The organism is Caballeronia insecticola (genome assembly GCF_000402035.1).
GTDB classification, from domain to species: domain Bacteria; phylum Pseudomonadota; class Gammaproteobacteria; order Burkholderiales; family Burkholderiaceae; genus Caballeronia; species Caballeronia insecticola.
In genome coordinates this window covers 2,439,654-2,463,206 of record NC_021287.1, presented here as the reverse complement: position 1 = coordinate 2,463,206, position 23,553 = coordinate 2,439,654, and the positions used below count along the sequence as shown (strand labels likewise).

Below are 23,553 nucleotides of genomic sequence, written 5' to 3'. Positions count from 1 at the left end.
CGCGACCGGTTCACCGTCTTACGAGAGTACTGAGTGAACGTTTTCTTCGAGGAATCGGGTAGTTTCAAGGCCGGCGCGGTGCTGTCCAAACAGGGCGACGCGTTCCAGGTCGAGTTGCCGGGCGGGCGCCGCGCGAAGGTGCGCGCGAAGGACGTGCTGATCGAATTCGACAGGCCCGCCGCCGGCGACCTGATGCAGGAGGCCGACGCCATCGCGCAGGGAATCGATCTCGATTTCCTGTGGGAATGCGCGCCCGAGGACGAATTCCCGTTCGCCGCGCTCGGCGCCGATTATTTCGGCGATAAATTCGGCGCTGCCGAACGCGCCGCGCTCGTTCTGCGCATGCATGGCGCGCCGGTCTATTTCCGCCGCAAGGGGCGCGGGCAGTATCAGCGCGCGCCGCAGGAACAGTTGCAGATGGCGCTGGCCGGGCTCGAACGCAAGCGTCAGCAGGCGCTGGTGCAGGCGGGCTACGAAGAAGACCTGAAGGCGGGCAAGTTGCCCGACGCGCTGAAGGACAAGGCCATCGGCCTGATCACGAAGCCCGACAAGAACACCATCGAATACAAGGCGCTCGAAGCAGCGGCCGCCGCGCGCGGCATTTCGCAGGCGCGGCTGATGCTCGAATGCGGCGGCATTGCGTCGCCGCGCGCGTTGCACGAAGCGCGCTTTCTGTCGGAACATTTTCCGCACGGCGTCGGTTTTCCGTCGGTGCAGCCGGGAGCGATTCCCGACGATCTGCCCGAGGCAGATGTCGAAGCGTTTTCCATCGACGACGTCACCACCACCGAAATCGACGACGCGTTTTCCGTCCAGCATCTCGCCGACGGCCGCGTGCGCGTGGGCATCCACATCGCGGCGCCGGCGCTCGGCATTGCACGCGGCGACGCCATCGACGCGATCGCGCGCGGGCGCCTGTCCACCGTCTACATGCCGGGCGACAAGATCACGATGCTGCCCGACAACGTCGTCGAGGTATTTACGCTCGGCGAAGGCGGGCTGCGTCCGGCGCTTTCGCTGTACATCATCGTGAATCGCGAGACACAGGAAATCGTCGCGACGGAAACGCGTGCCGAACGCGTGTTCGTGAAGAGCAATCTGCGCCACAACCATCTCGACGAACACGTCACCGAGGAAAGCCTCGCCGCGGGCACGGGCGACTATCCGCACAAGGCGGACATCGCCGTGTTGTGGCCGATCGCGCAGGCGCTGTTCGAGAAGCGCCAACAGATGCGCGCGAGCTTCGGTCTCAAGCGCGAAGTGCAGCGCAACAACGACTTCAACTTCTATGTCGATGGCGAGCACATCACGATCACGCCGCGCCGTCGCGGCTCGCCGCTCGATCTGATCGTCGCCGAACTGGCGATTCTCGCGAACTCGTCGTGGGGCGCGTTCCTCAACGATCATGGCGTGCCGGGCATCTATCGCTCGCAGCGCGGTTTCGGCGGTCCCGGACCGAAGCGCACGCGCATGCAGACCACACCCGCGCCGCACGAAGGCCTGGGCGTCGCGCAGTATGCATGGAGCACCTCGCCGCTGCGCCGCTATGTCGATCTCGTCAATCAGTGGCAGTTGCTCGCGTGCGTGCAGCATGGCGTCACGGCGAAGCTGGCCGCGCCGTTCAAGCCGAAGGACGCGGATCTCTTCGCCGTCGTGCAGGGTTTCGACGATACCTATAGCGCCTACGCCGATCATCAGCGCCGCATGGAATATTTCTGGTGCCTGCGCTGGCTCAAGCAGGAAAACCGCAAGCAGGTGGCGGCGTCGGTGATCAAGGACGATCTCGTGCGACTGGAAGAAATTCCGCTGATCCTGCACGTGCCGGGTCTCGGCGTGCATGCGCGCGGCACGCGCGTGATGCTGGAAGTGGTGTCGATCGACGAACTGACGGTCGAAGCGTCGTGCCGTCTGCTGCATGTGATCGATGCGCCGTCCGCCGCGCCGGCCGAGGAAGACGAAGTCGACGAGGACATCATCGAGAGCGACGATCTTTCGGCGGAAAGCGAAGCGGAGGCGCAGGCGGAAGCATCGACGCAAGCCGATGAAACGCCGCCGGAAGCCGCAGGCGGCGCAGAGGAATCGACGGAGCCGACCGGATCATGAGCCAGAAAGACCAGTACGCGGTGATCGGCAATCCGGTCGAGCACAGCAAGTCGCCGTGGATTCACGCGAAGTTCGCCGAACAGACTGGCGAGGCCATCGAATACGGCCGCATTCTCGGTCCGCTCGACGGCTTCACGCGCGAAGTGGAGCGCTTCATCGCGGCGGGCGGGCGCGGCATGAACGTCACCGTGCCGTTCAAGCTCGAAGCCCACGCGCTCGCCGACTCGCTTTCGCCGCGCGCGGCGGCGGCGGGCGCGGTGAACACGCTGTCGTTCGGGCCGGACGGCGTGCGCGGCGACAACACCGACGGCGTCGGGCTCGTGCGCGACATCGAAGCGAATCTCGGCGTGAGTCTCAAGGGCGCGCGCATCCTGCTGCTCGGCGCGGGCGGCGCGGCGCGCGGCGTCGTGCTGCCGGTCTTCGACCGCGCGCCGGCGGCGCTCACGATCGTCAATCGCACGGCGGCGAAGGCGCTTCAGCTCGTCGATCAGTTCGCGTCGAACGCAGCCGAAAGCGGCGTGCGCTTCGCGGGCGGCGGCGCGGAGAGCGCCGCGGCCGAACGTTACGACGTGGTCATCAACGCGACCGCCGGCAGCCTCGACGCCGCGTTGCCCGATTGCGACGACCGCGCATTCGGCGCGGGCACGCTCGCCTACGACATGATGTACGGCGCGCAGCCGACCGTCTTCATGCAGCACGCGGCGAAGCTCGGCGCGCGCGCGGCGGACGGTCTCGGCATGCTGGTCGAGCAGGCCGCCGAATCGTTCTTCATCTGGCGCGGCGTGCGCCCGGACGGCGGCGCGGTGCTGCGCGAACTGCGCCGGACGCTCGCCGCTCACGTCTGATGACGACCGCGCCCGCACCCAGCCGTGCGCGGCCGCCCGATGCGCCGCGTGTTCGCCGCGCGGTGCGGCTCGGTCCGGCGCGCTGGATCGCTTACGGCGTATCGGTGCTGGGCATCGCGTTCATCGCAACGCAGCTTTATTTCTTCGCGCAGATCGACATCTGGACCGTCGTCAATCCGGGCGCGACGGCCTTCATGCGTTCGGACGCATGGACGCTCGCGAAGACGCATCCCGGCATCGAGTTGCAGCGGACGTGGGTGCCGTACGAGCAGATTTCGCGCAACCTGAAGCGCGCGATCATCGCGTCCGAGGATGCGAACTTCGTCAACAACAACGGTTACGAAACCGACGCGATCCTTCAGGCGTGGGAGAAGAACAAGTCGCGCGGGAAGATCGTTGCGGGCGGATCGACCATCTCGCAGCAACTGGCGCGTAATCTCTTTCTGTCGCGCGAGAAGAGCTACGTGCGCAAGGCGGAGGAGCTCGTCATCACGTGGATGCTCGAGTTCTGGTGGACCAAGGAACGCATCTTCGAGATCTATCTCAACTCGGTCGAGTGGGGTAACGGCGTGTACGGCGCGGAAGCGGCGGCGCGCTATTACTACAAGACTTCGGCGGCGAAGCTGACTGCGTGGCAAAGCGCGCGTCTCGCCGTCATGCTGCCGCGTCCCAAGTATTTCGACGATCACCGCAACGCGCCGTATCTGTCGCAGCGAGCGGGCGTGATCGCGCGCCGGATGGGCGCCGCCGAGTTGCCGCAATGAAATTTAGCTGGCGCCTGATAAACACGATAAAGCCCTGATTATTCAGGGCTTTTTTGTTGCCTAAAGGCTTTCGATCGTCAGCTTTCCTCCCATTATGTGAACAGTGCGATCACATATTGAATAATTTTGAGAGGCGGAACTACAATCCGACCAACGCTTGAACGGCACACGTGTGCGCATATCGGAAGGGCCGCAAAAGGCTCTCGCGCACGCGACAAAAACACACGGAGACACGTCATGCATTCGATCGCTCGCCCGCGCTCGCGGGTCGCACTGCACCGTTCGCACGATTCACACGCCGGCGCGCCGGCGCTTGCACGCACGGCCCGACGCGCATCGTGATCGACGGGACACCCGCCATGACCAAATTCCAGAATCCCGAAGCCGACGCATCGGCGCAATCCGCGCACGCGGCCGGCCCGCGCCCGAAGAGCAATGGCGCGCACGGCACGAAGCACGCGCCCGATCCCGATGCGATCGCGCTGCCAAGTGCGCTCGTCGATATCACGCCGCAGCAGGCCGGCACGCAGACGCTACTGCGCGGCTTGGCGATCCTCGAAGCCGCCGCGAACGGCGCGCGCGATCTGCGTTCGTTCGGCGCCGCGCTCGGCACGACGCGCAGCACGACGCACCGGCTCGTCAGCTCGCTCGTGCAGGCGCGCTATCTGCGCCAGGTGCAGGGCGGTTATCTGCTCGGGCCGAAGCTCATCGAACTGGGCACGATCGCGCTGGAGCAAATGCCGCTCACGGCGGTCGCGCGTCCGCATCTGCAGGCGCTCGCCGAGCACACGCACGACACCATCCACCTCGGCGTGCGCGACGGCGACGACGTGCTCTACATCGACAAGATTCCCGGCACGCGCGGACTCGAAATGCGCTCGCGCGTCGGGCATCGCATGCCGCTCGCGTCGACGGGAATCGGCAAGGCGATGATGCTCGACCTCGAAGCGAACGCGTGGAAGCGGCTGCTCGAAGCGTCGCATCGCGCGCTCGCCAATACGAGTTTCAAGCCCGACAACCGCCCCGACTTCGACACCTTTCTGCAACGCATGACACGTTATTCTCAAGGCGGCTTCACCTTCGATCTCGAAGAGAACGAGGCCTCGATCCGCTGCGTCGCGGCGCCCGTGCGCGACGCGTCGGGCGCGATCGTCGCGGCGCTCTCGGTGGCGAGCACGATTCCCTACATGCCGCACGAGCGCATGGAAGAACTGATTCCCGTCGTGCAGCGCGAGGCGCGCTCGATCTCCGAGGAACTCGGCTGGCGCGCGCCGCAGCCTTCGCGCAGGATCAAGCGATGAGCGCATCTGCTTCGACGCCCGCGCTCATCGCGCTCGACTGGGGCACGACGTCGCTGCGCGCGTATCTGCTCGGCGACGACGGCGTGGCGCTCGACACGCGCGCGTCGTCGGCGGGCATCATGAATTTGCCTGCGGGCGGCTTCGATCAGGCTTTCGAGGAAACCTGCGGCGACTGGCTCGGCATGTTCGACTCGCAAGCGCCGCGTACCGCGCGCCTGCCGGTGATCGCGGCGGGCATGGTCGGCAGCGCGCAAGGCTGGGTGGAAGCGCCGTATGTGGACACGCCGGCGGGCGCGGCGGCGCTCGTCGCGGGCATCGTCAAGGTGAAGACAGCGCGCGGCGGCATTGTGCATGTCGTGCCGGGCGTGCTGGAAAAAGGCGTGCTGCCCAACGTGATGCGCGGCGAAGAAACGCAGATCTTCGGCGCGCTCGCAAGCGACGCGGCGCTCAACGAAGCGGACGGCGCGCTGATCGGCTTGCCGGGCACGCACGCGAAATGGGCGTTTGTCGGCAATGACCGCATCGAGCGTTTCTACACGTTCATGACGGGCGAGACCTTCGGCGCGCTGCGCGATCACACGATTCTCGGCCGCACCATGCATCCGAGCGCGACGCACGACGAACAGGCATTCGTGCGCGGCGTCGATACGGCGCGCGACGCCGGTCATCCCGGCCTGCTCGCGACGATCTTCAGCACGCGCACGCTCGGCCTCACCGGTCAGCTGTCGGCGGAGCAGCAGGCGGATTATCTGTCGGGGCTTCTGATCGGCCATGAATTGCGCGGCTTGAACGAAGTGCTCGCGCGCGATCAGTCGTCGCTTGCCGGAAGGACGCTGCGTCTGATCGGCAACGATGCGCTCTGCGACCGCTATCGCGCCGCGCTCGCACGCTTCGGCTGCACCGATGCCGCCACCGTCGCGCACGCGACCGAGCGTGGCCTTTACCGAATCGCCGCGCTTGCCGGGCTCGTCAGCGCGCCCGTGCGCGCGGCCTGAGAAGGAGTGACGAACATGCAGCCTCCCATCAATCTGCCCGCGCCGTATGGCATGCACGGCGGTCTCGCGAAGGCGTTCGCCGCTTGTCCGCTGATCGCGATTCTGCGCGGCGTAACGCCCGCGGATGCCGCCGATCACGGCCGCGCACTGTATGAAGCGGGCTTTCGCATCATCGAGGTACCGCTGAATTCGCCGCAGCCGTTCGACAGCATCGCGGCGATCCGGCAGGCGCTGCCCGCCGATGCGATTGTCGGGGCGGGAACGGTGCTGCATCCGAGTTACGTCGACAGCGTGAAGGCGGCGGGCGGCGAACTGATCGTGATGCCGCACAGCGACGCCGATGTCATTCGCGCCGCGAAGGCGCAAGGCCTCGCGTGCGCGCCGGGCGTGGCGACGCCGAACGAAGCGTTTCTCGCGCTCAAGGCCGGCGCGGACGTGCTGAAAATGTTCCCCGCCGAGCAGCTCGGCCCGACGGTGACGAAGGCGTGGCGCGCGGTGATCGCGAAGGAAGTGCCGCTCGTGCCGGTTGGCGGCATCGCGCCGGACAACATGGAGCCGTTCCTCAAGGCGGGCGCGAACGGCTTCGGGCTCGGCTCGGCGCTGTACAAGCCGGATCAGGACGCCGCGACGACCGCACGGCAGGCACGCGCTTTCATCGACGGACTCGCAATCGCGCGAGGCGAAGCGCAATGAACCGCCTCGCCGGCAAAGTGACGATGATCACCGGCGCGGGACGCGGCATCGGCGCGGCAATCGCGCTGGCGTTTGCCCGCGAAGGCGCGGCGGTGGCGCTGGCGGAACTCGACATCGACACGGCGCGGGCGACGGCCGAACGCATTGCCGCGCAGACCGGCTCGGACAGCGTGACGGCGATTCGGACGGACGTCACGCAAAGCGCGTCGGTGAAGGATGCGGTCGCGCAGGCCGAAGCGAAGTTCGGCCAGATCGACGTGCTCGTCAACAACGCGGGCATCAACGTGTTCTGCGATCCGCTCACGATGACCGACGACGACTGGCGCCGCTGTTTCGCCGTCGATCTCGATGGCGTGTGGAACGGCTGCCGCGCCGTGCTTCCGGGCATGGTCGCGCGGGAGCGGGGCAGCATCGTGAACATCGCGTCGACGCACGCGTTCAAGATCATTCCGGGCTGTTTTCCGTATCCGGTGGCGAAGCACGGCGTGATCGGCTTGACGCGCGCGCTCGGCATCGAATACGCGCCGAACAACGTGCGCGTGAATGCGATCGCGCCGGGTTACATCGAAACGCAATTGACGCTCGACTGGTGGGATTCGCAAGCCGATCCCAAGGCCGCGCGTCAGGCGACGCTCGATTTGCAGCCGATGAAGCGTATCGGCCAGCCGCACGAAGTCGCGATGACGGCGGTGTTCCTCGCATCGGACGAGGCGCCGTTCATCAACGCGAGCTGTATCACGGTCGATGGCGGGCGCTCCGCGCTCTATCACGACTGAAGCACGACTGAAGCACGACTGAACAACGAACCACCGAAAGAATGACGCACGGGCCGCGGTGCGACATCACGACAACAACACGCGGCCACACACCTTCGTAGCGCCCGCATGCGGGCATCTTTGAGATAACGGAAAAAGTCGGGAGACAAAAGATGAAACGCAGACTGTTCCTCACGCTGATCGCCGCGGCCACGGCCACGAGCGCGTCCATGATCGCGGCACCCGTCGCGCAGGCCGCCGACGAGGTCAAGATCGGCTTCCTCGTGAAGCAGCCGGAAGAACCGTGGTTCCAGGACGAATGGAAGTTCGCCGAAATGGCCGCGAAGGAAAAGGGCTTCACGCTCGTGAAGATCGGTGCGCCGTCGGGCGAAAAGGTGATGAGCGCCATCGACAACCTGGCCGCGCAAAAGGCGCAGGGCTTCATCATCTGCACGCCTGACGTCAAGCTCGGACCGGGCATCGTCGCGAAGGCGAAAGCCGACAAGCTCAAGATGATGACGGTGGACGACCGTCTCGTCGACGGTTCGGGCAAGCCGATCGAAGCCGTGCCGCACATGGGCATCTCGGCGTACAACATCGGCAAGCAGGTGGGCGACGGCATTGCCGCCGAGATCAAGAAGCGCGGCTGGGACATGAAGGACGTCGGCGCGATCGACGTGACCTACGAACAGTTGCCGACCGCGCACGACCGCACGGCCGGCGCGACCGACGCGCTCGTCGCCGCCGGCTTCCCGAAGGCGAACATCGTCATGGCGCCGCAAGCGAAGACCGACACCGAGAACGCGTTCAACGCGGCCAACATCGCGCTCACCAAGAACCCCCAATTCAAGCACTGGGTCGCCTACGCGCTCAACGACGAAGGCGTGCTCGGCGCGGTGCGCGCCGCGGAAGGCCGCGGCTTCAAGGCGGACAACATGATCGGCATCGGCATTGGCGGTTCGGACTCGGCGTTGAACGAGTTCAAGAAGCCGAATCCGACGGGCTTCTTCGGCACCGTGATCATCAGCCCGAAGCGCCACGGCGAGGAAACCTCGGAACTGATGTACGCGTGGATCAAGGACGGCAAGGCACCGCCGGCACTTACGCTCACGAGCGGCATGCTGGCGACGCGTGAAAACGTGGCGTCGGTGCGTCAGCAGATGGGCCTGGCATCGAACTGATATCGAACTGATCGGTTGAACGAGAACGGGCCGCGCCGCGTGCGCGGTCCGTTCGAAGCATAAGGAGGCGATGTGTCAGCGACGCTGCGTTTTGACAATATCGGCAAGGTGTTTCCAGGCGTGCGCGCGCTCGACGGCGTGTCGTTCGACGTCAACGCCGGCGAAGTTCACGGCCTGATGGGCGAGAACGGCGCGGGTAAATCGACCTTGCTCAAGATTCTCGGCGGCGAGTATCAGCCCGATTCGGGGCGCGTGCTCATCGACGAAAACGAAGTGCATTTCGCGAGCGCGGCGGCTTCGATCGCGTCGGGCATCGCGGTGATTCATCAGGAATTGCAGTACGTGCCGGACCTGACCGTGGCCGAGAATCTGCTGCTCGGCGCGTTGCCGAACCGGCTCGGCTGGGTCGACAAGCGCGCGGCGAAAGCGCACGTGCGCGAGCGGCTCGCGGCGATGGGCGTCGATCTCGATCCGAACGCGAAGCTGCGCAAGCTTTCCATTGCGCAGCGGCAGATGGTCGAGATCTGCAAGGCGCTCTTGCGCAATGCGCGCGTGATCGCGCTCGACGAGCCGACTTCGTCGCTGTCGCATCGCGAGACCGAAGTGCTGTTCAAGCTGGTGCGCGATCTGAAGGCGGACAACCGCGCGCTGATCTACATCTCGCATCGTATGGACGAGATTTACGAACTGTGCGACGCCTGCACGATTTTCCGCGACGGACGCAAGATCGCGTCGCATCTCGCGCTCGCCGACGTGCCGCGCGACACGCTCGTGCAGGAGATGGTCGGCCGCGAAATCAGCGACATTTATAACTATCGTGCGCGTCCGCTGGGCGAAACGCGCTTCGCCGTGAACAACGTGCAGGGCGAAGCGCTGAGCGCGCCGGTGAGTTTCGAGGTGAAGCGCGGCGAGATCGTCGGGTTCTTCGGGCTGGTCGGCGCGGGCCGCAGCGAACTGATGCATCTCGTGTACGGCGCGGACAAAAAGAAGGGCGGCACGATCGCGCTCGACGGCAAGGACATTCGCGTACGCAGCACGGGCGAAGCGATCCGGCACGGCATCGTGCTGTGTCCGGAGGATCGCAAGGAAGAGGGCATCGTCGCGATTGCGACGGTCGCGGAGAACATCAACATCTCGTGCCGTCGTCACTATCTGCGCGGCGGGCTGTTTCTCGATCGCAAGAAGGAAGCGCAGACAGCCGACCGCTTCATCCAGTTGCTCAAGATCAAGACGCCGAGCCGCAAGCAGCGCATCCGTTTTCTTTCGGGCGGGAATCAGCAGAAGGCGATTCTGTCGCGCTGGCTCGCGGAGCCGGATCTGAAGGTCGTGATTCTGGATGAACCGACGCGCGGCATCGACGTCGGCGCGAAGCACGAAATCTATAACGTGATTTATCAGCTGGCCGAGCGCGGCTGCGCGATCGTGATGATTTCGTCGGAATTGCCGGAAGTGCTCGGCGTGTCCGACCGGATCATCGTGATGCGGCAGGGGCGGATCGCGGGCGAACTGCCGCGCGAGAAGGCGAACGAACAGGCGGTGCTGAGTCTCGCGCTGCCGCAGTCGGACACCGTCGCGCAGGCGGCATGAAAGCGATATCAGGACAAGAGGAGCGAATCATGGAAGCAAGAGAAAACATCGTGGGGCAGGCGACTGAAAAGGTCGCGAATACGCTGATCCCGCAAAAGAACGACAAACAGAGGTGGTGGCAGCAGATCACGGAGTACAGCCTGATCGTGATTTTCGTCGTGATGTTCCTGACGATGTCGCTGACCGTCGATCACTTCTTCTCGATCGAGAACATGCTGGGCCTCGCGCTGTCGATCTCGCAGATCGGCATGGTGGCGTGCACGATGATGTTCTGTCTCGCCTCGCGCGACTTCGACCTGTCGGTCGGCTCGACAATCGCCTTCGCGGGCGTGCTGTGCGCGATGGTGCTCAACGCGACCGACAACACCGCGATCGCAATCGTCGCTGCCGTGGCGGCGGGCGCGGTGATCGGCTTCGTGAACGGCGCGGTGATCGCCTATCTGCGCATCAACGCGCTGATCACCACGCTCGCGACGATGGAAATCGTGCGCGGCCTCGGCTTTATCGTGTCGCACGGGCAGGCGGTCGGCGTGTCGTCGGATACGTTCATCGCGCTCGGCAGTTTGTCGACGCTGGGGATTTCCCTGCCTATCTGGGTCACGCTTGCGTGTTTCATCGTTTTTGGCGTATTGCTCAACCAGACGGTGTACGGGCGCAACACGCTCGCGATCGGCGGCAATCCTGAAGCGTCGCGGCTCGCGGGCATCAATGTCGAGCGCACGCGCGTATGGATCTTCCTGATTCAGGGCGCGGTGACGGCGCTGGCGGGTGTCATTCTGGCGTCGCGGATCACGTCGGGGCAGCCGAATGCGGCTCAGGGCTTCGAGCTGAACGTGATTTCGGCGTGCGTGCTGGGCGGCGTTTCGCTACTGGGCGGACGGGCGACGATCTCCGGCGTCGTGATCGGCGTGCTGATCATGGGCACCGTCGAGAACGTGATGAATCTGCTCAATATCGATGCGTTCTATCAGTACCTCGTGCGTGGCGCGATTCTGCTTGCAGCCGTGTTGCTCGATCAGTTGAAGAATCGCGGTTCGCGGGACTGATGGGGTTTTGTTGGGGTGGTGCGCGTTGGCCTTCGTGAGACCCTGAGTTCGCGTCGGTCTATTAGCACTGCCCCTGTGCGGGGCGGCACCTACTTTCTTTGCTGCTGCAAAGAAAGTAGGCAAAGAAACAGCTCTCCCCGTCTAGAGTACTTCGCAGGCGAATAGCTTGTGGCACGGCAGCAGCAAGTGCGCTCGTAGGTCTTACCGGGCTTGGATCGCGCACGGTTTGACTCGCTAGACGTTTCAGGGATGCGTTAGCAAAGAAGCGCGGGCCGACCCGATTGACCCGTCGGCCGCGAAGCGGGCCGGAGCCATTTTGTGCTGTGCCAGTCCGTTAAGCGGCGCGATGTCCGGTGGTCCGCGATCCAGGCCCCGGCGACTTACGGGGGCACTTGCTACTGCCGTGCCAAGGGCTCTTTGCCTGTGCCGGGGCCGGCGTGAAGTACTTTGGATGGGAGAAGCTGTTTCTTTGGTTACTTTCTTTGCAGCAGCAAAGAAAGTGACTGCCGCCCCGCACAGGGGCAGTGCAAATAGACCGACGCGAAAACAGAATTCCACGAAAAGCCCAAACCAGACTGACAAAGACAAAGACGAAGACAGACAAAGACACAACCATGCCAACCATCGACAAGAAACTCGCAACTTACCCCAGCCTGGCAGGCAAGACCGTGCTGATCACCGGCGGCGCGACCGGCATCGGCGAGGGCTTCGTCGAGCACTTCTTCGATCAGGGCGCGAAAGTCGCCTTCTTCGACATCGACACCAATGCCGGTGAAGCGCTCGCCGACCGCCTCGGCGCGGACCTGCCGCCGGGCAAGCACCGCCCGATGTTCCTCAACGTCGACCTCACCGATATCGACGCTCTGCGCCAGGGCATCGCCGATGTGCGAAGCGCCCTCGGCCCGATCGGCGTGCTCGTGAACAACGCGGCCAACGACAAGCGCCACGCGATCGCCGACGTCACGCCCGAGTCCTACGATGCGGGCATCGCGGTCAATATCCGTCATCAGTTCTTCGCGGCGCAGGCCGTGATCGAAGACATGAAGCAACTCGGCGGCGGCTCGATCGTGAATCTCGGCTCGATCAGCTGGATGCTCAAGCAAGGCAACTTTCCCGTCTACACGACGGCGAAATCGGCCGTGCAGGGCATGACGCGCGGCCTCGCGCGCGATCTCGGCAAGTTCAAGATTCGCGTGAACACGCTCGTGCCAGGCTGGGTGATGACCGAAAAGCAAAAGCGCCTGTGGCTCGACGACGCCGGCCGCGAAGCGATCAAGCAGGGCCAGTGCATCGACGGCGAACTGCTGCCCGCGCATCTCGCGCGCGCGGCGCTGTTCCTCGCGTCCGACGACAGCAGCATGCTGACCGCGCAGGACATCGTGGTGGACGGAGGCTGGGCATGACGGACTCGACGCGCGCACGGCTTCTGGTCGACAGCCAGTGCTCGCTCGGCGAAGGCGCGACATGGTGCGCCGCGAGCGGCCGGTTCTGGTGGACCGATATCGAAGGCAAGGCGCTCTGGCGCTACGATCCGCGCGACGGCAAGAGCGCATCGTTTCCGATGCCCGAGCGGCTTGCCTGCTTTTCGCCCTGCGCCGATGCGCGTTTCCTGCTGCTCGGCCTCGCGTCGCGGCTGGCATTTTACGAGATCGCGACGGGCGAAATCGAAACCATCACGGAAGTCGAGCCCGATCTGCCCACGCGCCTGAACGACGGCCGCTGCGACCGCGAAGGGCGCTTCGTGTTCGGCACGAAGCATGACGTGGAAGACGCGCAGCCCGTCGGCGGGTTTTATCGGCTGAACGGCGATCTGTCGCTCGAACGGCTGCCGCTCGGGGCGTGCGCGATCTCGAACAGCATCGGCTTCAGCCCGGACGGCGCGACCATGTATTACTGCGATTCGCCGACGCGCCAGATTCGCGTGTGCGATTACCCGAGCTTCGCGCGCGATCGCGTGTTCGTCGAACTGACGGACGCGACCGGCGTGCCCGACGGCTCGATCGTCGATGCGCAAGGCGGTTTGTGGAACGCGCAGTGGGGCGGCGCGCGCGTGGTGTGCTATGCGCCCGATGGCCGCGAGAGCGCGCGCATCGACGTGCCGACCGCGCAGCCGAGTTGCGTCGCGTTCGGCGGGCCGGATTTCGGCACGCTGTATGTGACGAGCGCGCGCATCGGCCTCGACGATCGGGCGGTGCAAAGCGATACTCACGCGGGCGGCGTGTTCGTCGCGATGCCCGGCGTGCGCGGCGTCGCCGAAGCGGTGTTCGCGGGCAAGGCTTGAGAAAAAAGTTTCGAGGCGGCGCGCGATGACGTGCCGCCCGACCCGTCCCGGCCGCGCCGGGTTTTTCGCCTCTCGATGGAGCACGAGTCATGACTGTTGCGCGCACAGAGCAAAGACCGAATCCTGCATCGACCTCCCAGGCTCAGGCGAGCGCCCGCCGCTCGCGACTCGCTGCCGCGACCGAACCGCCGATCCGTCCCGGTCCTGCGACGGCCGTGGTCGCGATGGGCGGCACCAACGCCGACGGCTGCATCACGCTTGCGAACGCGCATCTGCGGCTCGAACTCGCGCCGTCGCTGGGCGGCGGCATCACGCGCTTCGACTGGCGTCACGAAGGCGCGCTCGTGCCGATCTTCCGTCCGTGCGTGGAGCCCGGTCCCGGCACGGATCCCGAACAACTCGCGTGCTTTCCGCTTCTGCCGTATTCGAACCGCATCGGCGATGGGCGCTTCGAGTTTTCCGGGCGCGCGGTCGATGTGCCGCGCAATCGTGCCGACGAAGCACTGCCGCTGCACGGCGACGGCTGGCTTGGCGCGTGGCAGGTGGAAGAGGAAGCGGCGGGGCGCGTGCGTCTCGGGCTCGATCGCAGTGACGGCAAGCCGTATTCCTATAGCGCCGCGCAGACCTACGCGCTCGATGACGCGACGCTGGTCGTCACGCTCGACGTGCAAAACACCGGCGACGAAGCGCTGCCGTTCGGCCTCGGGCTGCATCCGTTTCTGATGCGCGAGGCGGACACGGAGTTATCGGCGGCGGCAGGCGGCGTGTGGCTCTGCGGCGACGACTGGTTGCCGGTCAAGCATGTGCCGGCGCCGCCCGCGTGGCAGTTCGGCGTCGCGTATCCGATGCCCGCCGAAATGGTCAACAACGCGTTCACCGGCTGGAGCGGACGCACGAGCGTGCTGTGGCCGAAGCGGCGCCTGTCGCTCACCATCGCCGCCGATACCGATTACTACGTGCTCTATGCGCCACCCGGCGAAGATTTCTTCTGCTTCGAACCGGTCGATCATCCGATCAACGCGGTGAATCTGCCCGGCGGCGGCGAAGCGCACGGCATGACCGTGCTCGCGCCGGGCGAGCGCCTGTCGCGCGAGTTTCGCTTCACCGTCGAGCGTACGGGTGAAGCGGCGCGGCGGGGCAGGCCGCGTACGCGGGCGGGCGCGAAGGCGCGCGCGAGAAGCGCATCGCGTTGACCCGGCAAAAGCGGCAGCGAAGAACCCGGCGAAGGACACGATGCCGCGCACGTTAAAATGCGTGCCATCGACGTTTTCATACTGACTTCCCCATGTCCTTCATCCAGACCCTCAACGCCGGGTGGTCGCGCACTCAATCGCTGCTGTGCGTCGGCCTCGACCCGGAGCCGTCGAAATTTCCCGGCGCGCTCAACGGCCGGGCGGACGCGATCTTCGAGTTCTGCAAGACCATCGTCGATGCGACCGCGCCGTATGCGTCGTCATTCAAGCCGCAGATCGCGTACTTCGCGGCGCACCGCGCCGAAGATCAACTGGAGGCGCTGATCGCGCACATCCACGAGACGTATCCGGGCTTGCCGGTGATTCTCGACGCGAAGCGCGGCGATATCGGCAGCACCGCCGAGCAATACGCGAAGGAAGCGTTCGAGCGCTATCAAGCCGACGCGGTGACGGTCAACCCGTACATGGGCTTCGATTCGATCGAGCCGTATCTCGCGCATGAAGGCCGCGGCGTGATCGTGCTGTGCCGCACGTCGAACCCGGGCGGCTCGGATCTGCAATTCCTGACGACCGACGGCAAGCCGCTGTATCAGGTCGTCGCACAACTCGCGGCGCAGAAGTGGAACGCGAGCGGGCAACTCGGGCTCGTGGTCGGCGCGACGTTTCCGAAGGAAATCGAAACGGTGCGCGGTATCGTCGGGGATATGCCGTTGCTGATTCCGGGCATCGGCGCGCAAGGCGGCGATGTCGAGGCGACCGTGCGCGCCGGGCGCACCGCGAACGGCGCGGGCATGCTGATCAACTCGTCGCGCGCGATCATCTACGCGGGCAAGGACGACGATTACGCCCAGGCCGCCGCCGCTGCCGCGCAGAAGACGCGCGATTCGATCAATCAGTATCGTTGATGCGGTAACCAGCGCGGGCTCACCGCTCGCGCTGCTCCAGAAATTCCAGCAATTTGCGCAGCGCATGCGCCGCTGCCTGCGTGCGCACCTGTTCGCGGTCGCCCTTGAACAGTTGCGTCTCGACGCCGGTATGCAGCCGGTTGCTCCAGCCGATACACACGGTGCCCACCGGCTTCGCCTCGCTGCCGCCGGCGGGGCCCGCGACGCCCGTGATCGACACCGACACCTGCGCGCGGCTGTTGCGCAGCGCGCCTTCGGCCATGGCTTTCGCGACCGGCTCGCTCACCGCGCCGTGCTGCTCGATGAGCGTGGCAGGCACGCCGATCATTTCCGTCTTCGCCAGATTCGAATAGGTGACGAAGCCGCGCTCGAACCACGCGCTGCTGCCGGAAATATCCGTGATCGCGGCCGCGACCATGCCGCCCGTGCACGATTCGGCCGTGGCGAGCATCAGCCGTTCGTCGCGCAGCTTGTTGCCGACGCGAATCGCAAGTTGGTGAACGACGGTGTCGGTTGACATGGCAGTGCTCTCGATGGAAGGAAAAGGTCAGACGGTCATGCGCCACAGCGCAATGACGAGCAGCGTGAAAAATGCCGCGACGAGATCGTCGAACATGATGCCGAAACCACCTTTCAAATGGCGGTCGAAATAGCGGATGGGCGGCGGCTTCACCATATCGAAGAAGCGGAACACGATGAACGCCCACAACTGGCCGGTAAAGGTCGCGGGCGTGACGAGCAGCAGCACGAGCCAGAACGCGACGATCTCGTCCCACACGACCGGCGACGGGTCCGCGATGCCCATTTTCTTCGCGGTGAAGCCGGTGAACCAGCATCCGGCGACGAAACCGACGACGATCAGCGCGCCCCATTCGGCGACCGTCAGATGCGGATTGAACACGACGAACGACAGCCACGCGAACAGCGTGCCGAAAGTGCCGGGCGCGAACGGGGCGAGCCCGCTGCCGAAGCCGAGCGAAAGAATATGGAGCGGATGCGTGAGCATGAAGCGCGCGCTTGCACGGCGCGGCGCGGCGCGTGGTTGTTCCCGCGGTTGTTCCGGTTCGCCCGTAAGGGTCGGGTCAGTCTGCATGAAAGTGGTCGAAGCCTTGCAACGTCAAAGAGAGCGGGGCGCCCGAGGCATCGCGCCAGGCGATGCGCGGCGCACCCGTGGATTCGATTGTACCGATGCGGGTCAGCGGCACTTTCACGCGCATCGCAATATCGGCGAGCGCGTCGCGTGCCGCGGGCGGCGCGGTGAAGCACAGTTCGTAATCGTCGCCGCCGGCGAGCGTGCACTGGCGGCGCGCGGTGCCGGGCAGCGCGCGGACGGCGTCGGAGCATGGCACGGCGTCGGCATCGACGGCGGCGCTCACGCCCGAGCGCCTCAGGATGTGCATGAGGTCGCCGGCGAGGCCATCGGAGAGATCGAGCGCCGCGTGCGCGACGCCGCGCAGCGCAAGGCCCAGCGCCACGCGCGGTTCGGGCCGCTCGAGCGCGTGCTTCCAGTTGGCGGCGGTGGCGTCATCGGGCGCGCGCCATTCGCCGCGAAGCGCGCCGAGGCCCGCGCGTGCGTCGCCGAGCGCGCCGGAGACCCAGATGTCGTCGCCGGGCTCTGCGGCATCGCGGCGCAGGGCGGCGCCGTGCGGCACATCGCCGAAAACGGTGATGCAGAGATTGAGCGGCCCGCCCGTCGTATCGCCGCCGACGAGCGCGCAGTCGTGGCGTTCGGCGAGCGCGAAGAGGCCGTCGCTGAATGCGGAGAGCCAGGCTTCGTCGACGTCAGGAAGCGCGAGCGCCAGCGTGAACGCGTGCGGCTTCGCGCCCATCGCGGCGAGATCCGACAGATTCACCGCGAGCGCTTTGTGCCCGAGCGCGTAAGGATCGACATCGGGGAAGAAGTGGCGGCCGGCGACCAGCATGTCCGTCGAGATGGCGAGCTGATGCCCGGCGGGCGGCGCGATGAGTGCGCAGTCGTCGCCGATGCCGAGCGGCCGCGCGGCTTCGTCGTCATGACGCGGTGCGGGCGCCGTCGCGCGGCGGGCAAAATAACGGTCGATCAGTGAAAACTCGGAAAGCATCGTCGGCGAAAGGTGATGTTTTTGTGCGCTGCAAGATGTCAGGGAAACTACCCGGCCAAACAGTCGAATGCACCCGCCGCGTATCTCGAAAAAACCGGACGATGCGCCGCGAGCCTTGCTCCAGCACGCGATCAGGCGTTTTCCAGTCACGGCACCTGTAGCCGAAATGCATGGGCCGCGGTCCGAAACTGCCTCTGAATGGCGCTACAATGCGTTCGAACTTCCATTCTAATTCCCGCACTGCTAGCCCGCCTTATGACGACTGACGCCAATACGAAATTGCGCGAAGCCGCGCTCGATTATCACGAATTCCCCACGCCGGGGAAGATCGCGATCGCGCCGACCAAGCAGATGATCAACCAGCGCGACCTCGCGCTCGCCTACTCGCCGGGCGTCGCGTTCGCATGTGAAGCGATCGTCGAGGATCCGCTGAACGCCGCGCGCTTCACCGCGCGCAGCAATCTCGTGGGCGTCGTGTCGAACGGCACGGCGGTGCTCGGCCTGGGCAACATCGGTCCGCTCGCGTCCAAGCCGGTGATGGAAGGCAAAGCGGTGCTCTTCAAGAAGTTCGCCGGCATCGACGTGTTCGATATCGAGTTGAACGAAAGCGATCCGCACAAACTGGTCGATGTGATCGCCGCGCTCGAACCTACGTTCGGCGGCATCAATCTGGAAGACATCAAGGCGCCGGACTGCTTTATCGTCGAGCGCGAATGCCGCAAGCGCATGAAGATTCCCGTCTTCCACGACGATCAGCACGGCACGGCCATTGTCGTCGCGGCGGCGGTCACCAACGGTCTCAAGGTGGTCGGCAAGGACATCGGCGAAGTGAAGCTCGTCGCGTCGGGCGCAGGCGCGGCGGCACTCGCGTGCCTGAATCTGCTGGTCGATCTCGGCATGAAGCGCGAGAACATCTTCGTGACGGACTTGGCCGGCGTGGTCTACAAGGGCCGCGTCGAACTCATGGACCCGGACAAGGAACTGTTCGCTCGCGAAACCAGCGCCCGCACGCTCGCCGAAGTGATGGAAGGGGCGGACGTGTTCCTCGGACTGTCGGCGGGCGGCGTGCTCAAGCAGGACATGGTCAAGCAGATGGCCGCGAAGCCGCTGATTCTCGCGCTCGCCAACCCGACGCCGGAAATCCTGCCGGAACTGGCGCTCGAAGTGCGCCCGGACGCCGTGCTCGCGACGGGCCGCACCGATTACCCGAATCAGGTCAACAACGTTCTGTGCTTTCCGTTTATCTTCCGCGGCGCGCTGGACGTGGGCGCGACCGTCATCACGAAGGAAATGGAAATCGCGGCCGTGAACGCGATCGCGGAACTGGCGCGTCAGGAACAGAGCGATATCGTCGCGACGGCATATGGCATTCAGGATCTGTCGTTCGGTCCGGAGTATCTGATTCCGAAGCCGTTCGATCCGCGTCTCATCGTGAAGATCGCGCCGGCCGTGGCGAAGGCCGCGATGGACTGCGGCGTGGCCACGCGTCCGATCGAGGACATGGATGCCTACGAGCAGCACTTGCAACAATTCGTCTATCACAGCGGCACCACGATGAAGCCCGTGTTCCAGCTCGCGCGCAGCGTTGAGCCGGAGAAGAAGCGCATCGTGTTTGCCGAGGGCGAGGAAGAGCGCGTGCTGCGCGCGGTGCAGATCGCCGTCGATGAAAAGATCGCGCGGCCGATTCTCATCGGCCGGCCGGCGGTGATCGAGCAGCGCATCCAGAAGTTCGGGCTGCGTCTCACTCCGGGCACCGACTTCTCGGTGGTTGACACGGATCACGACGAGCGTTACCGCGACTTCTGGCAGACGTACTACAAGATGATGGCGCGCAAGGGCATCAGCGAGCAGATGGCCAAGCTCGAAATGCGCCGCCGCACGACGCTGATCGGCGCGATGCTCGTCAAGAAGGGCGAAGCGGACGGCATGATCTGCGGCACGGTGAGCACGACGCATCGCCATTTGCACTTCATCGACCAGGTGATCGGCAAGAAGGAAGGTCAGAAGGTGTACGCGGCGATGAACGCGCTGGTGCTGCCGGGCCGGCAGATTTTCATCGTCGATACGCACGTGAACGTGGACCCGACGCCCGAGCAGCTCGCCGAAATCACGATCATGGCCGCCGAAGAGGTGAAGCGTTTCGGCATCATGCCGAAGATTGCGCTTTTGTCGCACTCGAACTTCGGCACGAGCCACGCGCCGAGCGCCCAGAAGATGCGCGACGTGCTCGCAATCCTCAAGGAGCGCGCGCCCGATCTCGAAGTCGATGGCGAAATGCACGGCGACGTCGCGCTCGATGCTCGTCTGCGCAAGGACGTGCTGCCCGAATCGACGCTCGAGGGCGATGCCAATTTGTTAATTCTGCCGAACATCGATGCTGCCAATATTTCGTACAACCTGCTGAAGACGGCGGCGGGCAACAACATTGCCATCGGGCCGATCTTGCTTGGCGCGGCGCAGCCGGTGCATGTGCTCACCGCATCGGCAACAGTGCGACGTATTGTCAATATGACGGCGCTGCTAGTGGCGGATGCGTCGGCGGCACGGTAAGATGCCTCCCCGACTCTGATTCGGGTTGCGAAGTAAAGAGCGCGGCGGATTTTTCCGCCGCGCTTTTTTTGCATCGTCATTTTGTAAAAGAACGGGGTGGGATGCGAGCCGGACTTTTAACAGTATGAAGGCATCCTGAGAAATCCCGGTTTTCTCAGAAAATGTTGCTTTCTAGGCATCAAATTAGGACTACTTCCATAGCGGTGACAGATTCTGCTTCCTACCATTGCATTTGCCGATGCGACTTGCGTTGCGCTGGCGCTCGGGCCCGTGAAGCGGCCGCCCAATCCACATCGATAGAGGAAGCAGGACAGTGCAGATGACCGTACAGGCTAAGGCCGACCCTTTTGAATCCGCTCTGGCGAGTTTTCGCGCCGGTAACAGCGCGCACGCTGCGGCGCGCTGCGACGAGATTCTGAGGCAGGCGCCGGCGCATTCCGGAGCAAATCACCTTCTGGGGGTGATACATCTGCTGGGCGGCGATCCTGTCAAGGCCGAGTCACTGATCAAGGTCTCGCTTTCGAGTGACGCGAGCGCGCAGGGCCAAGCGGATCTGGGGCTGGCGCTGAAAGCGCAGAAGCGTTATGAGGAAGCGGAAATCGTTCTGCGGCGAGCAATCGCGCTTGAGCCGAGGCTCTTCCATGCGCACCTCAACCTGGCGCGCGTCTTCGACGAACAACGGAAATTCGGCGATGCCGAAGCGGCATATCGCCGGGTGATCGAGTTGAAGCCCGACGCGGCCGATATTCGCTTCAACCTTGGCAAGCTACTCGCGCGTGTGGGCCGCTCGGCCGAGGCTGAAGTCGAACTTCGCCGTGCCGCCGAACTGCGTCCGGCATGGGCGGAGGCGCATAACAGCCTCGGCGCGGTACTCGCGGAACGCGGCTCGAGCGATGAAGCCGAGGCGGCATTTCGTCGCGCGCTGGAAATCACGCCCAGGTTTCCGGAGGCGTCGTGCAATCTCGGCTTGCTTTTGGTCGAAAGAAGGCGTTTTGAGGAAGCGGAGGCGACTCTGCGCTTCGCGCTGTCCGTCGACCCTGAATTTGCCGGTGCGAGTGAAGGGCTGGCCAACTTGTTGTCGCGTCTCGGGCGTGCCGAAGAGGCAATCGAGGAATTTCGGCGATCTGTAGCCTTGTCTCCCAACAACTTGGGCGATGCAAGCACCCTTGGCGCACTGCTCGCGGAGCGCAAGCATTTCGAAGAGGCCGAGTCGGTTCTGCGCCGCGCCTTGGAACTGGACCCCGAGTTCGTGCCCGCGCACGTAAACCTCGGCAGTCTTTTGATCGACGTCGGGCGTCTCGACGAAGGAGAACGTCACCTCCGCTCCGTGCTCGAGGTCGATCCAAGTCATTGGGCCGCCGTATATAACCTGGGCTTGCTGCTCAAGTCTTTGCGCAGGCACGACGAGTCTGAGAAGTTCCATCGGCGCGCTGTCGAATTGAAGCCGCGCTGGACGCCGGCTCACATAGGTCTCGGTAACGCTTTGCTCGCAAAGAACTCGGGCGATATTTCGGAGGCATTGGACTGCTACCGACGTGCCTCCGAACTTGACCCGGACTGTCTGGTTGGTCATTCGAATCTGGCGTATGCGCTTACGTTCGTCAGTTCGACGGGGCTTGAAGTGCTGGAAGAGAGCAAGCGCTTTGCCGCGCGTTTCGAAGCGCCGTACGCCACTGGGCCGATGAAGTATGAGAATGAGCGCAGTCTTTCGCGCCGGCTGCGCATCGGCTATGTCTCGCCGGATTTTCGCCACCACTGTCAGACGTTATTTACGTTGCCGCTGTTACGCAACCACGATCACGAAGCTTTCGAGATCTATTGCTACGCCAGCGTCGCAAAGCCTGACCACGCGACGCGGGAGATCCAGCCACTGGCTGATGTATGGCGTGATGTTCACACACTGAGCGACGACAAACTCGCGAAGCAGATCAAGGAAGACCGCATCGACGTTCTCGTCGATCTGACTATGCACATGGCGAACGGTCGCCAGATGATGTTCGCGCACCGTCCGGCGCCAGTGCAAGTGGCGTGGTTGGCTTATCCAGGCACGACTGGCAGTAACGCCATTGGTTATCGGCTAACAGATCCGTGGATTGATCCGCCGGGTTCCCCCGAGGCGGACAATCGGTATAGCGAGCAATCCATTCGCCTTCCGGACACGTTCTGGTGCTACGACCCGCTGACCCAAGTTCACGAAGTTAGCCCGTTGCCCGCCGATAGCGCCGGGCACATTACTTTCGGCTGTTTGAACAATCCGTGCAAGCTTACGAATCGCACGTTCGACCTCTGGGCACAGGTGATGGCACGGGTTGAAGGGTCGACGCTCTTGTTACTGGTGAGTCATGGAGAGGCGCGCGAAGCCGTCGTTGCGCACTTCGCGGCGTGGGGTATCGCTCCCGAGCGGCTCAATTTCGTTGATTATCAGCCGCGAGAGCGCTACCTGAACAGGTATCAGCACATCGACATCGTGCTCGACACTTTCCCGTATAACGGTCACACCACGAGCCTCGACGCGCTCTGGATGGGCGTACCCGTTGCCACCATGGTAGGCGAGACACCAGCAGCACGCGCCGGCTACGCGCTTTTGTCGAACTTAGGGTTGTCGGAGTTGGCAGGGGATTCAGATGAGTCCTTTGTCACGAAAACGGTGCAATTGTCGAATGATCTGCCTCGCTTGCGGCGTATTCGGTCTGAACTGCGCACGAGAATGGAGTCTTCGCCGCTGATGGATGGCGCGCGCTTCGCTCGCGGGATCGAAACGGCGTTTCGCTCGATGTATGGCGAATGGGTACGCTCCACAACAGCGCAAGGCGATGTTCGCTCGAGGACGCGCCGGTCCAACCGTGCTCGACGTAAATAGTAAGAAGTCCATAGCGGGCTATTCTCGAGAGCGAAGATAGTTTTCAATGAAATGCGTTACGCATTGACATTTGCATGCCATCCGCCCACGAATTTCGTCCTATTCCTATTTAAATTTCTGCTGATTGTCGCAACCATCGCGCTGCGATATTTTTAGCCCGATATTCGGCGTCCGCGCTATCAATAATGTTCTTCAGGTAGAAGGACATTTAGGACTCTTGATATGTAGGTATGCTTTTCCCACATATATCGTCTGAGTGAGGGCCGGATTGTCTGCGATCTAATATTTAGGAATTCATAGCAAACGAAATGACACTGGCCAGTCAGGCTTGTTGTCGTTCCTTCGCGCGCTAGAAGAATGGTCTGCGACATCGATTTACAAGTTGCGCATCTGCGTAAATTTTTAGAGTTTTT

At 64.1% G+C, this 23,553-nt stretch carries 19 protein-coding genes; 16 read left to right on the top strand and 3 right to left on the bottom strand.

The window, feature by feature from the left end; genetic code table 11:
- Positions 1–33: 33 nt before the first annotated feature.
- The 14 genes from BRPE64_RS11350 to pyrF all read left to right on the top strand — a co-directional run bounded on the left by BRPE64_RS11350 (position 34) and on the right by pyrF (position 15,649).
- A complete protein-coding gene (locus BRPE64_RS11350) occupies positions 34–2,103 on the top strand; it encodes a ribonuclease catalytic domain-containing protein (RefSeq protein ID WP_016346263.1) in 2,070 nt (689 codons plus the stop codon).
- On the top strand, positions 2,100–2,948 hold the full coding sequence (aroE, locus tag BRPE64_RS11345) for a shikimate dehydrogenase (protein WP_016346262.1): 849 nt from the start codon (positions 2,100–2,102) through the stop codon (positions 2,946–2,948). The genes BRPE64_RS11350 and aroE overlap by 4 nt, the downstream gene beginning before the upstream one ends.
- A complete protein-coding gene (mtgA, locus tag BRPE64_RS11340) occupies positions 2,948–3,712 on the top strand; it encodes a monofunctional biosynthetic peptidoglycan transglycosylase (RefSeq protein ID WP_016346261.1) in 765 nt (254 codons plus the stop codon). The genes aroE and mtgA overlap by 1 nt, the downstream gene beginning before the upstream one ends.
- A gap of 359 nt (positions 3,713–4,071) precedes the next feature.
- Positions 4,072–5,013 (top strand): IclR family transcriptional regulator, encoded by a 942-nt coding sequence (locus tag BRPE64_RS11335; RefSeq protein ID WP_044041575.1) that lies wholly within the window; start codon positions 4,072–4,074, stop codon positions 5,011–5,013.
- Positions 5,010–6,008 (top strand): 2-dehydro-3-deoxygalactonokinase, encoded by a 999-nt coding sequence (locus BRPE64_RS11330; RefSeq protein WP_016346259.1) that lies wholly within the window; start codon positions 5,010–5,012, stop codon positions 6,006–6,008. The genes BRPE64_RS11335 and BRPE64_RS11330 overlap by 4 nt, the downstream gene beginning before the upstream one ends.
- Positions 6,009–6,023: 15 nt before the next feature.
- Positions 6,024–6,701 carry a 2-dehydro-3-deoxy-6-phosphogalactonate aldolase gene (locus BRPE64_RS11325; protein WP_044042166.1) on the top strand — a complete coding sequence of 226 codons (678 nt, stop codon included), beginning with the start codon at positions 6,024–6,026 and terminating at the stop codon, positions 6,699–6,701.
- A complete protein-coding gene (locus tag BRPE64_RS11320) occupies positions 6,698–7,477 on the top strand; it encodes an SDR family oxidoreductase (protein ID WP_016346257.1) in 780 nt (259 codons plus the stop codon). Before BRPE64_RS11325 ends, BRPE64_RS11320 begins: the two co-directional genes overlap by 4 nt.
- 152 nt (positions 7,478–7,629) lie before the next feature.
- Positions 7,630–8,637 carry an arabinose ABC transporter substrate-binding protein gene (locus tag BRPE64_RS11315; protein WP_016346255.1) on the top strand — a complete coding sequence of 336 codons (1,008 nt, stop codon included), beginning with the start codon at positions 7,630–7,632 and terminating at the stop codon, positions 8,635–8,637.
- 72 nt (positions 8,638–8,709) lie between these two features.
- Positions 8,710–10,224 (top strand): L-arabinose ABC transporter ATP-binding protein AraG, encoded by a 1,515-nt coding sequence (araG, locus tag BRPE64_RS11310; protein WP_016346254.1) that lies wholly within the window; start codon positions 8,710–8,712, stop codon positions 10,222–10,224.
- A gap of 29 nt (positions 10,225–10,253) precedes the next feature.
- Complete coding sequence (gene araH, locus BRPE64_RS11305) at positions 10,254–11,270, top strand: L-arabinose ABC transporter permease AraH (RefSeq protein WP_016346253.1); 1,017 nt, start codon at positions 10,254–10,256, stop codon at positions 11,268–11,270.
- Between the two features lie 614 nt (positions 11,271–11,884).
- Positions 11,885–12,673, top strand: coding sequence for an SDR family NAD(P)-dependent oxidoreductase (locus BRPE64_RS11300; protein ID WP_016346252.1), 789 nt, complete (start codon positions 11,885–11,887; stop codon positions 12,671–12,673).
- Entirely contained in the window at positions 12,670–13,551 is an 882-nt protein-coding gene (locus tag BRPE64_RS11295; RefSeq protein ID WP_016346251.1) for an SMP-30/gluconolactonase/LRE family protein, read from the top strand. The genes BRPE64_RS11300 and BRPE64_RS11295 overlap by 4 nt, the downstream gene beginning before the upstream one ends.
- A gap of 89 nt (positions 13,552–13,640) precedes the next feature.
- On the top strand, positions 13,641–14,744 hold the full coding sequence (locus BRPE64_RS11290) for an aldose 1-epimerase (protein ID WP_044041573.1): 1,104 nt from the start codon (positions 13,641–13,643) through the stop codon (positions 14,742–14,744).
- A 92-nt stretch (positions 14,745–14,836) separates the two neighbouring features.
- Positions 14,837–15,649, top strand: coding sequence for an orotidine-5'-phosphate decarboxylase (pyrF, locus tag BRPE64_RS11285; RefSeq protein WP_016346249.1), 813 nt, complete (start codon positions 14,837–14,839; stop codon positions 15,647–15,649).
- A 19-nt stretch (positions 15,650–15,668) separates the two neighbouring features.
- On the opposite strand, the gene BRPE64_RS11280 is transcribed toward pyrF, so the two are convergent.
- Genes BRPE64_RS11280 through thiL form a run of 3 tightly spaced genes read right to left on the bottom strand, consistent with a single transcriptional unit; the run spans position 15,669 to position 17,730 of the window.
- Positions 15,669–16,169, bottom strand: coding sequence for a CinA family protein (locus BRPE64_RS11280; protein ID WP_016346248.1), 501 nt, complete (start codon positions 16,167–16,169; stop codon positions 15,669–15,671).
- Between the two features lie 27 nt (positions 16,170–16,196).
- Positions 16,197–16,742 carry a phosphatidylglycerophosphatase A family protein gene (locus BRPE64_RS11275; protein WP_173405442.1) on the bottom strand — a complete coding sequence of 182 codons (546 nt, stop codon included), beginning with the start codon at positions 16,740–16,742 and terminating at the stop codon, positions 16,197–16,199.
- Positions 16,732–17,730, bottom strand: a complete 999-nt coding sequence (gene thiL / locus BRPE64_RS11270; RefSeq protein WP_016346246.1) for a thiamine-phosphate kinase — start codon at positions 17,728–17,730, stop codon at positions 16,732–16,734. Before thiL ends, BRPE64_RS11275 begins: the two co-directional genes overlap by 11 nt.
- A gap of 255 nt (positions 17,731–17,985) precedes the next feature.
- On the opposite strand from thiL, the gene BRPE64_RS11265 reads away from it, so the two are divergent.
- Together BRPE64_RS11265 and BRPE64_RS31895 are read left to right on the top strand one after the other, a co-directional pair.
- Positions 17,986–20,280: an NADP-dependent malic enzyme gene (locus BRPE64_RS11265; RefSeq protein ID WP_016346245.1), complete on the top strand. Its 2,295-nt coding sequence runs from the start codon at positions 17,986–17,988 to the stop codon at positions 20,278–20,280.
- Between the two features lie 319 nt (positions 20,281–20,599).
- A complete protein-coding gene (locus tag BRPE64_RS31895; protein ID WP_051180345.1) occupies positions 20,600–23,140 on the top strand; it encodes a tetratricopeptide repeat protein in 2,541 nt (846 codons plus the stop codon).
- The last annotated feature ends 413 nt before the right edge of the window (positions 23,141–23,553 follow it).

Excerpts from the sequence above, each read along its gene's own strand:
- aroE (WP_016346262.1), top strand. The coding sequence starts at position 2,100 with ATGAGCCAGAAAGACCAGTACGCGGTGATCGGCAATCCGGTCGAGCAC.
- mtgA (WP_016346261.1), top strand. The coding sequence starts at position 2,948 with ATGACGACCGCGCCCGCACCCAGCCGTGCGCGGCCGCCCGATGCGCCG.
- BRPE64_RS11335 (WP_044041575.1), top strand. The coding sequence starts at position 4,072 with ATGACCAAATTCCAGAATCCCGAAGCCGACGCATCGGCGCAATCCGCG.
- BRPE64_RS11330 (WP_016346259.1), top strand. The coding sequence starts at position 5,010 with ATGAGCGCATCTGCTTCGACGCCCGCGCTCATCGCGCTCGACTGGGGC.
- BRPE64_RS11325 (WP_044042166.1), top strand. The coding sequence starts at position 6,024 with ATGCAGCCTCCCATCAATCTGCCCGCGCCGTATGGCATGCACGGCGGT.
- BRPE64_RS11320 (WP_016346257.1), top strand. The coding sequence starts at position 6,698 with ATGAACCGCCTCGCCGGCAAAGTGACGATGATCACCGGCGCGGGACGC.
- BRPE64_RS11315 (WP_016346255.1), top strand. The coding sequence starts at position 7,630 with ATGAAACGCAGACTGTTCCTCACGCTGATCGCCGCGGCCACGGCCACG.
- araH (WP_016346253.1), top strand. The coding sequence starts at position 10,254 with ATGGAAGCAAGAGAAAACATCGTGGGGCAGGCGACTGAAAAGGTCGCG.
- BRPE64_RS11300 (WP_016346252.1), top strand. The coding sequence starts at position 11,885 with ATGCCAACCATCGACAAGAAACTCGCAACTTACCCCAGCCTGGCAGGC.
- BRPE64_RS11295 (WP_016346251.1), top strand. The coding sequence starts at position 12,670 with ATGACGGACTCGACGCGCGCACGGCTTCTGGTCGACAGCCAGTGCTCG.
- BRPE64_RS11290 (WP_044041573.1), top strand. The coding sequence starts at position 13,641 with ATGACTGTTGCGCGCACAGAGCAAAGACCGAATCCTGCATCGACCTCC.
- pyrF (WP_016346249.1), top strand. The coding sequence starts at position 14,837 with ATGTCCTTCATCCAGACCCTCAACGCCGGGTGGTCGCGCACTCAATCG.
- BRPE64_RS11280 (WP_016346248.1), bottom strand. The coding sequence starts at position 16,169 with ATGTCAACCGACACCGTCGTTCACCAACTTGCGATTCGCGTCGGCAAC.
- BRPE64_RS11275 (WP_173405442.1), bottom strand. The coding sequence starts at position 16,742 with ATGCAGACTGACCCGACCCTTACGGGCGAACCGGAACAACCGCGGGAA.
- thiL (WP_016346246.1), bottom strand. The coding sequence starts at position 17,730 with ATGCTTTCCGAGTTTTCACTGATCGACCGTTATTTTGCCCGCCGCGCG.
- BRPE64_RS11265 (WP_016346245.1), top strand. The coding sequence starts at position 17,986 with ATGACGACTGACGCCAATACGAAATTGCGCGAAGCCGCGCTCGATTAT.
- BRPE64_RS31895 (WP_051180345.1), top strand. The coding sequence starts at position 20,600 with ATGACCGTACAGGCTAAGGCCGACCCTTTTGAATCCGCTCTGGCGAGT.